The sequence below is a fragment of the Curtobacterium sp. MCPF17_047 genome (genome assembly GCF_003234045.1).
Taxonomy (GTDB): Bacteria; Actinomycetota; Actinomycetes; order Actinomycetales; family Microbacteriaceae; genus Curtobacterium.
In genome coordinates this window covers 144,627-155,969 of sequence record NZ_QKSF01000010.1, presented here as the reverse complement: position 1 = coordinate 155,969, position 11,343 = coordinate 144,627, and the positions used below count along the sequence as shown (strand labels likewise).

General features: G+C 70.7%; 10 protein-coding genes and 1 rRNA gene. All 11 read left to right on the top strand.

Translation table 11 applies throughout. The features are described from left to right. A 5S ribosomal RNA gene (gene rrf, locus DEJ33_RS11955) occupies positions 1–99 on the top strand; the annotation flags it as partial. A gap of 356 nt (positions 100–455) precedes the next feature. After that, positions 456–1,607, top strand: a complete 1,152-nt coding sequence (locus tag DEJ33_RS17605) for a hypothetical protein (RefSeq protein WP_258378161.1) — start codon at positions 456–458, stop codon at positions 1,605–1,607. Further along, entirely contained in the window at positions 1,604–2,380 is a 777-nt protein-coding gene (locus DEJ33_RS11950) for a hypothetical protein (protein ID WP_258378160.1), read from the top strand. Before DEJ33_RS17605 ends, DEJ33_RS11950 begins: the two co-directional genes overlap by 4 nt. 31 nt (positions 2,381–2,411) lie before the next feature. Beyond that, a complete protein-coding gene (locus DEJ33_RS11945; RefSeq protein ID WP_258378159.1) occupies positions 2,412–3,386 on the top strand; it encodes an HAD-IIA family hydrolase in 975 nt (324 codons plus the stop codon). 323 nt (positions 3,387–3,709) lie between these two features. Next, positions 3,710–4,504, top strand: coding sequence for a TlyA family RNA methyltransferase (locus DEJ33_RS11935; protein ID WP_181437303.1), 795 nt, complete (start codon positions 3,710–3,712; stop codon positions 4,502–4,504). Further along, a complete protein-coding gene (locus DEJ33_RS11930) occupies positions 4,501–5,424 on the top strand; it encodes an NAD kinase (protein WP_110904138.1) in 924 nt (307 codons plus the stop codon). The genes DEJ33_RS11935 and DEJ33_RS11930 overlap by 4 nt, the downstream gene beginning before the upstream one ends. 165 nt (positions 5,425–5,589) lie before the next feature. Then, on the top strand, positions 5,590–7,281 hold the full coding sequence (gene recN / locus DEJ33_RS11925) for a DNA repair protein RecN (RefSeq protein ID WP_111195083.1): 1,692 nt from the start codon (positions 5,590–5,592) through the stop codon (positions 7,279–7,281). A gap of 135 nt (positions 7,282–7,416) precedes the next feature. After that, on the top strand, positions 7,417–9,129 hold the full coding sequence (locus tag DEJ33_RS11920) for a CTP synthase (RefSeq protein WP_111078572.1): 1,713 nt from the start codon (positions 7,417–7,419) through the stop codon (positions 9,127–9,129). 123 nt (positions 9,130–9,252) lie between these two features. Further along, positions 9,253–9,822 carry an NUDIX hydrolase gene (locus tag DEJ33_RS11915; RefSeq protein WP_111078571.1) on the top strand — a complete coding sequence of 190 codons (570 nt, stop codon included), beginning with the start codon at positions 9,253–9,255 and terminating at the stop codon, positions 9,820–9,822. A 39-nt stretch (positions 9,823–9,861) separates the two neighbouring features. Further along, positions 9,862–10,854, top strand: a complete 993-nt coding sequence (locus DEJ33_RS11910) for a site-specific tyrosine recombinase XerD (protein WP_111195082.1) — start codon at positions 9,862–9,864, stop codon at positions 10,852–10,854. A 38-nt stretch (positions 10,855–10,892) separates the two neighbouring features. Beyond that, the gene (gene arfB / locus DEJ33_RS11905) at positions 10,893–11,315 is read left to right on the top strand and encodes an alternative ribosome rescue aminoacyl-tRNA hydrolase ArfB (protein ID WP_111195081.1); all 423 of its coding nucleotides are present in this window, start codon (positions 10,893–10,895) and stop codon (positions 11,313–11,315) included. The last annotated feature ends 28 nt before the right edge of the window (positions 11,316–11,343 follow it).

Here is an 11,343-nt window from a genome sequence, read left to right as displayed (position 1 = left end):
AGGGAAACGCCCGGTCACATTCCGAACCCGGAAGCTAAGCCTCTCAGCGCCGATGGTACTGCAAGGGGGACCTTGTGGGAGAGTAGGACGCCGCCGGACTTCTTTTCATGATGTGGCCATCGGCCCTCCATCGAGAGCAACAGCTCTCGTGAGGGCCGGTGGCCATTTTCTGTTGCATCAGGGGCGCTCGAGGTCGACTCTGCTTCCCGTCCATGATGGACTGGGTGGAGCACGCGGCCCGGGGTGCTTCATCTACACAACGACACAGCGGACGATCGCCGAGACACGAGTCATCGGCACGCGACGAGGAGCAACGGTGGCGAACGACGACGAACAGCGACGAGACGGCCGAGACGGAGACCGTCCGGATCGACCGCGACGTGCAGGCGACAGCGGTCGTTGGTCGTCTGGTCCTCGCGATTTCGAGCGTCGTGAAGGCGATCGTGCGGAACGTGGTGCTCGTCCTCGCGATGAGAGCTCCGACCGCCGTCCGGCCGGCCGTGACTTCCGCGATGGTGGCGCTCGGAACGATCGTCCTTCGTGGCGCTCGGACCGGCCCGCATCCGATCGTCCTCGTCGTGATGGTGATCGTCCGTTCCGTGGGAACGACGAGCGTCCGCGTCGTGATGGTGATCGTCCGTTCCGTGGCAATGATGACCGTCCGCGTCGGGACGGAGACCGTCCGGTGCGCAGCGGTGGCAATGATCGTCCGTTCCGTGGGAATGACGACCGTCCGCGTCGTGATGGTGATCGTCCGTTCCGTGGGAACGATGACCGTCCGCGTCGTGACGGAGATCGTCCGGTGCGCAACGGTGGCAATGACCGTCCGTTCCGTGGGAACGACGAGCGTCCGCGTCGGGACGGAGACCGCCCGTTCCGAACTGGCGGCAACGATCGTCCGTTCCGTGGGAACGACGACCGTCCCCGTCGTGATGGTGATCGTCCCTTCCGTGGGAACGATGACCGTCCCCGTCGTGACGGAGATCGTCCGGTGCGCAACGGTGGCGACGACCGCCCGTTCCGTGGGAACGACGACCGTCCGCGCCGGGACGGAGACCGCCCGTTCCGAAGTGGCGGCAACGACCGTCCGTTCCGTGGGAACGACGACCGTCCCCGTCGTGATGGTGATCGTCCCTTCCGTGGGAACGATGACCGTCCCCGTCGTGACGGTGATCGTCCCGTACGGAGCGGCGGCAACGACCGCCCGTTCCGCGGGAGCGACGACCGTCCGCGTCGTGACGGAGACCGCCCGTTCCGCAGTGGCGGCAACGACCGACCGTTCCGGGGCAACGACGACCGTCCGGCCCGCGATGGGGGCGCCGAACGCAAGCGCTTCGGCGACGGCAACCGATCGGCCGGAGCGCGCTTCGGCGAGGCAGCCCGTGACGACTGGGAAGACCGCGATCCCTACGGCACCCGATCGATCCGCCCGCGCCACGACGACCCGGAGATCCCGGAGGAAGTGGATGCGCGTGACCTCCACCCCGCCGCGCGTGCTGAGCTCAAGACCCTCAGCAAGGACAACGCCGACTGGGTCGCGCGACACCTCGTCACCGCGGCGCTGCTCGTCGACTCGGACCCGGAAGAAGCGAACCAGCACGCGTTGAGCGCAGCCCGGCGTGCCGGCCGGGTGGCCGTCGTCCGAGAGACCGCGGCGATCACGGCGTACCGCCTGGGTGACTTCGCCACGGCCCTCCGTGAGCTCCGCACGTACCGACGCATCTCGGGTCGGAACGACCAGCTCCCGATGATGGTGGACTGCGAGCGTGGCCTCGGCCGCCCCGAGCGTGCACTCGAGCTCGGGCGCTCCGTCGACCGCGCCGCACTCGAGACGCCGGTGCAGGTCGAACTCGCGATCGCGATGTCCGGCGCTCGGCTGGACCTCGGGAACCCCACAGCCGCGCTGGGTGAGCTGGAGATTCCACAGCTCGACCCCTCGACCGCCTACAGCTGGTCGCCGGCGCTCTACAGTGCTTACGCGGCCACGCTCGAGGAGCTCGGTCGCCAGGACGAGGCCGACGAGTGGTGGGCCCGGGTCGACCGCGCGGCCGAAGCCCTCGCGGAAGCCGCTGAAGACGATGCTTGGGAGACAGTGGATGTGGTCGAGGAAGCGATCGAAGTCGACGAGTTCGACGAATCCGGGGACGACGGATCCGGGGACGACGAGTCCGGAGACGACGAGTCCGTCGAGCTCGACGACGCCGAACTCGACGACGCCGAACTCGGCGACGCCGAGCCGGGCAACGGGTACGTCAGCACCCTCGGGGACGACGACACCGACGACGACACCGACGACGACGACTCCGACGACGCCGCCGACCAGCCCGGAGAGATCGACGAGGACAACCCCCGCGACATCGACGGCTCCGCAGCCGGCTGAGTCACCGCGCACTCCGGTCGACGGCATCGACGTGGTCCTGACGGACCTCGACGGTGTCGTCTACCGGGGTCGGAACGCGATCCCGCACGCCGTGGAGGCCCTCACCCGGGCCGCGACGTCGGCGCGCGTCGGCTACATCACCAACAACGCCTCGCGTCGTCCGGCGGACGTCGCCGAGCACCTCGAGCGGTACGGGCTCCAGGTCACCGCTGACGACGTCGTGACGTCCTCGCAGGCGGGGGCGCGGTTGCTCGCCACGCTGGTGCCGGCAGGTTCGACCGTGCTGGTGATCGGTGGGCTGGGACTCACGACGATCGTCGAGCAGGCGGGCTTCGTGGTCACCGACAGTGCGGACGACAGCCCCGCAGCAGTGATCCAGGGGTTCTCGCCGGACCTCGGGTGGCAGCAGCTGGCCGAGGCGTCCTTCGCGCTGGCGGATGCCTCCGTGCCGTGGGTCGCGACCAACATGGACTGGTCGATCCCGGTCGAGCGCGGCATCGCGCCCGGCAACGGCACCCTCGTCGCGGCCGTGCACCAGGCCGTCAGTCGCATGCCCGTGGTGGCAGGGAAGCCCGAGCGACCGATCTTCGACGCCGCCCTGGCACGGTTCGGCGGCGAACGACCGCTGTTCATCGGTGACCGTCTCGACACGGACATCAAGGGCGCGAACGACGCCGGCATCCCGAGCGTGCTCGTGCTCACCGGCATCGACCAGCCCAAGCAGGTCCTGGCCGCGGATCAGCGCTCGCGGCCGACGTACGTGCTCAAGGACCTCCGCGGACTACACGAGCCGTACCCGGTGACCATCCGCAGTGAGGACCCGGACGGCACGCGTCGGGTCACCGTGGGGGAGTCGACCGTCTCGATGCGCGGGCACGTCGTCCGCGCCGAACAGGTGGGACCGGACGAGATGGACCTGTTGCGCGCCGGTGCGACCGTGATCTGGGATTCCGGCCTGGCGATCTACGGCCTTGACGTGGACCCGGCGCTGTACGGCGGCGAGTAGCGTGTCGGGCGTGGAACCAGCCCGGACGGACGACACGACGGGCCCTGCCCTCCCGGCCTCGTCGGGCGGTGTGCCAGCGGTGCCTCGGGCTGTCCCCGGGCCATCGCAACCGACCCCCGGTGGGCCTCGCAGCGGAGCAGCGACCCAGGAAGCCGAGAGCGTCGGGCGCCGAGCTGCAGAGGTTGAGCGTCTCCCACTGGCCGACCGCGCGGACGCGTTCGCAGCGCTGCACGACGAACTCCGGACACGACTCGAACAGGGCGGGGATGCTCGTGTCTGACCACGACGCCGCCGTGGACCCGGTGACGTCGCCGGTCGTCACGATGCGCCTCGACGCCGCGATCCCGGCGCGAGGTCTGGCGCGCTCCCGGACTGCAGCGGCCGCCCTGATCCAAGCCGGTCGTGTGACGATCGACGGGGTCCCGGTCGTGAAGGCCTCGACCCCGGTCACCGCCTCCGCGGACATCGTGGTGGACGCCGAGGACGAGTGGGTCTCCCGCGCCGCGCTGAAGCTCGTCGGCGCGCTCGATGCATTCGGCGTCGATCCGGATGGCCGGACCGTGCTGGACGTGGGTGCCTCGACCGGCGGGTTCACACAGGTGCTGCTGGCACGGGGAGCCGCGCGCGTGATCGCACTGGACGTGGGTCACGGTCAGCTGGCGCCGGCGATCGCCCTGGACGACCGGGTCGTCGTGGTCGAAGGGGTCAACGCCCGGAACCTCACGAGCGCCGACTACCTGGCCCTCGACCCCGCTGCGGAGCGCACCAGCCTGGTGGTGGGGGACCTGTCGTTCATCAGCCTCCGCATGGTGTTGCCCGCCCTGGTCGAGGCGGTCCCGGCCGACGAGTTCGTCCTCCTGGTGAAGCCGCAGTTCGAGGTCGGCCGGACCGGCATCCGTGAAGGGATCGTCCGGGATGCGTCGTTGCGCCAGGACGCGCTCATGAACGTCCTCTGGGCTGCGTGGGACCTGGGCCTCGGAACGGCGGGGTTGGCGCCGTCGCCGATCGTCGGTACCCACGGCAACCACGAGTACCTCGCGCGTCTCCAGCGAGGTGCCGGGGAGAACCCGACAGAATGGATCCTCCGGGCGACGGAACTGGCGGAGGGAGCTCCATGAGCGACGAACGACACATCCTGCTGGTCTCGCACACCGGACGGCGCGACTCGATCGACGCCGCGGTCGAGGTGTGCGACATCCTGCACGATGCCGGCGTGACCCCGGTGATGCCCTTCGACGAGTACGCCGACATCCGTCGGGCCGAAGCGTCGGTCGGTCAGGTCGACATCCTGGGCGTCGACGTCCGTCCCGACGAGATCGAGATCGTCATCGTCCTCGGCGGTGACGGGACGATCCTCCGCGCCGCCGAACTGGCGCGAGGCACCAAGGCCCCGATCGTCGGCGTCAACCTCGGTCACGTCGGCTTCCTCGCCGAGAGCGAGCGCGACGGCCTCGCCGAGACGGTCGAGCGCGCCCTGACCGGCGAGTACAAGGTCGAGGAGCGCGTGGCCCTGCAGGTCGACGTCGTCGTCGGCAACGAGATCGTCTACTCCAGCTGGGCGCTCAACGAAGCGACGGTCGAGAAGGCCTCCCGTGAGCGCATGCTCGAGGTCGTCACCGAGGTCGACGGTCGGCCGCTGTCCTCCTTCGGGTGCGACGGTGTGGTGTTCTCGACCCCGACCGGTTCGACCGCGTACTCCTTCTCCGGCGGCGGCCCCGTGGTGTGGCCCGACGTCGACGCGATCCTGATGGTGCCGCTGAGCGCACACGCCCTGTTCTCCCGTCCGATCGTGGTCGGACCGGATCGGGTCCTCGCGGTCGAGGTGCTGCGCCGGACGAGCGGTGTGGGTGTGCTGTGGTGCGACGGGCGGCGGACGCACGACCTGCCTCCCGGCGCTCGGGTCGAGGTGCGCCGGTCCCCGGAGCCGGTGCGTGTCGCCCGGATCAAGGACGCCGCGTTCGCCGATCGTCTGGTGGCGAAGTTCCGTCTCCCGGTCGCCGGGTGGCGCGGGCCGCAGCGTGACGACGAGGACGTGTGACGCGGCCGTCCAGCCGCACCGGCCGGTCCCGCACGGGCCATGAGCACGACCGACCCCCACGAGCACGACCGACCCCCACGAGCACGACCACCGGCACGAGCATGAGCAACGGCACGAGCACGAGCACCGGCACCACGACGTGAACCAGCAGCAGGAGCACATCCAGTGATCGAGGAAATCCGCATCTCCGACCTCGGCGTGATCGGCGACGCCACCCTCGAGCTCGGCCCCGGCTTCACCGTCGTCACGGGGGAGACCGGCGCCGGGAAGACGATGATCGTCACCGCGCTCGGCCTGCTCCTCGGTGCCCGTGCGGACGCCGGCTCGGTCCGCCGCGGCGCGCCGAACGCCGTCGTCGAAGGACGCTGGGACCTGCCCGACCACGCGGCCGTCGCCGAGCGGGTCGAGGACGCCGGTGGGACCGTGGAGGACGGCGAACTCATCCTGACCCGCACGGTCTCCGCCGAGGGCCGCAGCCGCGCGACCGTCGGCGGCCGCAGCGCTCCGGTCGCGGTGCTCGGCGAACTGGCCGACCAGCTCGTCACCGTGCACGGACAGTCCGACCAGATCCGGCTGACCTCCGCGGCGGCGCAGCGGGCGGCCCTCGACGGCTTCGGCGGCGCTGCGGTCGAGAAGGCCCTGGCGAAGTACGTCGCCGTGTACGACGCGTGGCAGCAGCACGCCGGTGACCTCGAGACGCTGACTCGCGACCGCGACGAGCGGCTCGCCGAGGCTGCGCGCCTCCGTGCTGCCTCGGCCGAGATCGAGGCGGCAGACCCGCAGCCGGGCGAGGACACCGAGCTCGCCGAACGTGCCGAGCGGTTGGGGAACCTCGAGGACCTCCGTCTGTCCGCAGGCCTGGCGCACGAGGCGGTGTCGAGCGAGTCGCTCGACGGTCCGGACGTCATCGGTCTCGTCGAGTCCGCCCGTCGCGCGATCGAGCGCGTCGCGGGCGTCGACCCGGCACTGCAGCCCGTGCTCGAGCAGCTCACCGAGCTGGGGATCCAGGCGAGCGAGGCCTCCGCGTCGCTGTCGAGCTACATCGGCTCGCTCGAGCCCGAGGCCGGCCACGACCTCGAGCTCATCAACGAACGACGCGCACTGCTCGTCGGGCTGATCCGGAAGTACGGCGAGAGTGTCGAGGACGTCATCGCCGCCGGGCAGCGCGCCTCCGACCGGCTCCTCGAGCTCGACGGCGACGACGACCGCATCGTGCAGCTGCAGCAGGCGGTCGAGGCCGACCGGGCAGCGCTCGAGGCGGCCGGCGCTGCGCTCACGAAGGTACGGACGAAGGCGGCGACGGACCTGGCGAAGCGGGTCACCGCGGAGCTGAAGAGCCTCGCGATGGCCGGTGCGACCCTGGTGGTCGAGGTCACCGACGCGGGCGAGTTCCGGCGACACGGGCGCGACCAGGTCGCGATCCTGCTGCAACCGCACTCGGGCACCGACCCGCGGCCGATCGGCAAGGGTGCGTCCGGCGGGGAGCTCTCACGCGTGATGCTCGCGATCGAGGTCGTGATGGCCGGCAGCACCACCGTCCCGACCTTCGTGTTCGACGAGGTCGACGCGGGCGTCGGTGGTGCCGCGGCGATCGAGATCGGTCGGCGCCTGGCGGCGCTCGCCGAACGGACGCAGGTCATCGTGGTCACGCACCTGGCGCAGGTGGCGGCGTTCGCGAACAACCACCTCAACGTGGTCAAGGACGCCAGCGGTGCCGTGACGTCGTCGAGCGTCCGCCGCCTCGAGGGTGACGACCGCCTGCAGGAGATGGCACGGCTGCTCTCCGGCCTCGGCGACAGTGCCAGCGGCATGGAGCACGCACGCGAACTCCTCGAGGTCGCCGGCCGCTCCGCCTGACCCTCCGGCACGACAGCCGGGAGGCACGCCCCGCCTCGGTGAGCACGCTCCGCCCGGGCGAGGACGTGCGGGACGCAACGCGCCCGGCGAACGCGGGTCGCGCCTCCCGGCACTTCTGACGTACGATGGAACCCCGTGGCGGACACTCTCAGCGGCGGAACCAATTCTTCGAACGCGACCCCGAAGGTGACGAAGCAGATCTTCGTGACCGGCGGGGTCGTCTCGTCTCTCGGCAAGGGCCTGACGGCGGCCAGCCTCGGCAACCTGCTCACGGCACGCGGCCTCAAGGTCGTCATGCAGAAGCTCGACCCGTACCTCAACGTGGACCCGGGCACGATGAACCCGTTCCAGCACGGCGAGGTCTTCGTGACCGACGACGGCGCCGAGACGGACCTGGACATCGGGCACTACGAGCGCTTCCTCGACATCGACCTGGCGCAGTCGGCGAACGTCACGACCGGGCAGGTCTACTCGACGGTCATCGCCAAGGAGCGTCGCGGCGAGTACCTCGGCGACACCGTCCAGGTCATCCCGCACATCACCGACGAGATCAAGCGTCGGATGCGCGAGCAGTCCGAGAACGACCCGCAGCCCGACGTCATCATCACCGAGGTCGGTGGCACGGTCGGCGACATCGAGTCGCAGCCCTTCATCGAGGCGGCACGGCAGGTGCGGCACGAGCTCGGTCGGAACAACGTGTTCTTCGTGCACGTCTCGCTGGTGCCGTTCATGGCGGCGTCGGGTGAGCAGAAGACGAAGCCGACGCAGCACTCGGTCGCGCAGCTCCGTTCGATCGGCATCCAGCCGGACGCCCTCGTGCTCCGCTCGGACCGCCCCGTCTCGGACGCGAACAAGCGCAAGATCGCGCTGATGTGCGACGTGGACGAGGATGCCGTGGTGAACGCGGTCGACGTCCCGTCCATCTACGACATCCCGACGATGCTGCATGACCAGGGTCTCGACCAGGTCATCATCGAGGCCCTCCGCCTCGAGGCGCACGACGTCGACTGGTCGCGTTGGAACGGTGTGCTGACCGCGGTGCACGAGCCGAAGAAGGCCGTCACGATCGCCCTGGTCGGCAAGTACATCGACCTGCCGGACGCGTACCTGTCGGTGACCGAGGCGCTGCGTGCCGGAGGCTTCGCCCACACCGCCAAGGTGACGCTGAAGTGGGTCGCCTCGGACGAGTGCCTGACTCCGGAGGGCGCTGCGAAGAACCTCGGGGACGTCGACGGCATCTGCATCCCCGGTGGGTTCGGGATCCGTGGCATCGAGGGCAAGCTCGGTGCGCTGAAGTTCGCGCGTGAGCAGAACATCCCGACGCTCGGCCTGTGCCTCGGTCTGCAGTGCATGGTCATCGAGTACGCCCGCCACGAGGCCGGCCTGCTCGACGCGTCGAGCACCGAGTTCGACCCGGAGACCTCCACCCCGGTCATCGCGACGATGGCGGAGCAGGTGGACATCATCGCCGGCGGCGACATGGGTGGCACGATGCGCCTCGGCATGTACCCGGCGAAGTTCCTCGAGGGCTCCCTGGCCTCCGAGCTGTACGGCGCGCACGAGGCGTCCGAGCGTCACCGTCACCGCTACGAGGTCAACAACCACTACCGCGAGCAGATCGCGGACGCCGGCATGGTGTTCTCCGGCACCTCGCCCGACGGCACCCTGGTGGAGTACGTCGAGCTGGACCGTGCGGAGCACCCGTTCTACATCGGCACGCAGGCGCACCCGGAGCTCCGGTCGCGTCCGAACCGCGCGCACCCGCTCTTCGCGGGCCTCGTCGGTGCGGCGATCGAGCGCAACGAGTCGACGCGGCTGTTCGACCCGGAGACCGAAGCGGTCGCCTGATCCGGCAGGTCGCGGTCGCGACCACGTGTGTGACGGGAGGCTCCCCACCAGCTGGTGGGGAGCCTCCCGTCCGTCTCCTGCCGGTCTGGACGCGCGTCGACCACGGTGGGGCAGGATGGCGAGGTGACTGACGCATCGATCGCCGACGAATCCGCCTCCTTCGACGTGACCGCCTCCGAGCGGGTGTTCGAGGGCGCCGTCTGGGACGTCACCCGCGACACCGTCGACTACAACGGCAAGGACATGGTCCGCGAGTACATCGACCACACCGGTGCGGTCGCGGTGTTCGCGGAGGACGAGGACGGCCGCGTCCTGGTCATCCAGCAGTACCGGCACCCGGTGCAGCTGCGCGACTGGGAGCTGCCGGCCGGACTGCTGGACCACGAGGGTGAGGACCACCTGACCGCCGCGAAACGCGAGCTGGCCGAGGAGGCCGACGTCGAGGCCGACGACTGGCAGCACCTGGTGCGGTACAACACGTCCTCTGGTGGGAGCAACGAGTTCATCGAGGTGTTCCGGGCGACCGGCGTGCGGGCGACCTCGTCCGCGTTCGAGCGGGAGGCCGAGGAGGCCGACATCGAGATCCGGTGGGTGCCGCGTGCCGAACTCGTGGCCGGGATCCTCGAGGGGCGCCTGCACAACTCGGCACTCATCGTGGCGACGCTCGCGGTGGAGGCGGCCGAGCGCCGCTAGCCCGTCGCCCGTCCCGCGCCGCAGTAGCCTCGTCGGGTGATGCCGTTCGAGCGTGCCGTGCAGGACTACCTGCGGCACATCGCCATCGAGCGGGGCCTGTCGCAGCACACCCTGTCGGCGTACCGGCGCGATCTCGTGACGTTCGGTGCGTGGGTCGGCACGCAGCCCGTGGTGGAGTCCACCGGGGCTGACCGCGCCGGCGGGGCAGGGGTCCTCGAGGACGTCGGACGCCTGGCGCGCGCGGACCTCGCCGGGTTCGTCCAGTACCTGACCACGCGACCGGAGGGGCCGCTGGCGCCCCGCTCGGTCGCGCGGATGCTCAGCTCGGTGCGCTCGTTCTCGGCGTTCGCCGCCGGCGAGGGGTGGTTGCCACTCGATCCGGGCGCTTCGGTCCGCCCGCCGAAGGCCCCGATGCGCCTGCCGAAGGCGATCTCGGTGCACGACATGGAGCGGCTGATCGGGTCGGTCGTCGGCGACGACCCCGTCCAACTCCGCGATCGGGCGCTCCTCGAGCTGCTGTACGCGACCGGTGCCCGCATCTCGGAGGCGGTGGGCCTCTCGGTCGACGACGTGACCACGCTCGCCGACGTGGACGGGGTCCCGGACGACGACACCGACGTGTCCGTGGTGCGGGTCACCGGCAAGGGGAACAAGCAGCGCATCGTGCCGCTCGGCAGCTACGCCCGTGCAGCGGTGGACGCGTACCTGGTGCGGGCGCGGCCGGTGTTCGCCGCCCGGGGGGCCGGGACCCCCGCGCTGTTCCTCGGCGCGCGGGGCGCTCGACTGTCGCGGCAGAGCGCCTGGCTCGTCATCCAAACGGCTGCGGAGCGGGCCGAACTGACGGCGCACGTTTCACCGCACACCTTCCGGCACTCGTTCGCGACGCACCTGCTCGAGGGCGGCGCCGACGTCCGGGTGGTGCAGGAGCTGCTCGGCCATGCGAGCGTCGCGACCACGCAGATCTACACGCTGGTGACGGCGGACATGCTGCGCGACGTGTACCAGACGGCGCACCCGCGGGCGCGGCGGTAGGGATCGCGGCGCTGCGGGGAACGTGCGACCCTTGCCGGATGGACCTCGAGGTGGGGCCGGGGCTGACGATCCCCGAGTCCGAACTGCAGTGGCGGTTCTCGCGGTCGTCCGGCGCCGGTGGCCAGCACGTCAACACGTCCGACAGTCGCGTCCAACTGACGTGGGACGTCGCCGGGTCCCCGGTGCTCAGCGACGAGCAGCGGACGCGCATCCTCGAGCGGGTCGCCCGGCGTACGGCCGCGGGGACGATCACCGTGACGGTGTCCGAGCGGCGGTCGCAGTTGCGCAACCGTGAGGCCGCCCTCGACGCGCTCCGTGGACTCCTGCGGGACGCGCTCGCCCCGCCCGGCCCGCCACGGCGCGCGACCCGTCCGACGCGTGGCTCGCAACGCCGCCGCCGGGCGGGCAAGCAGCAGCGCTCCGCGACGAAGCAGCAGCGTCGGCGGCCGTCGGAGGACTGATCGTCGCCCGACGGCCGGGCAGGCGTCG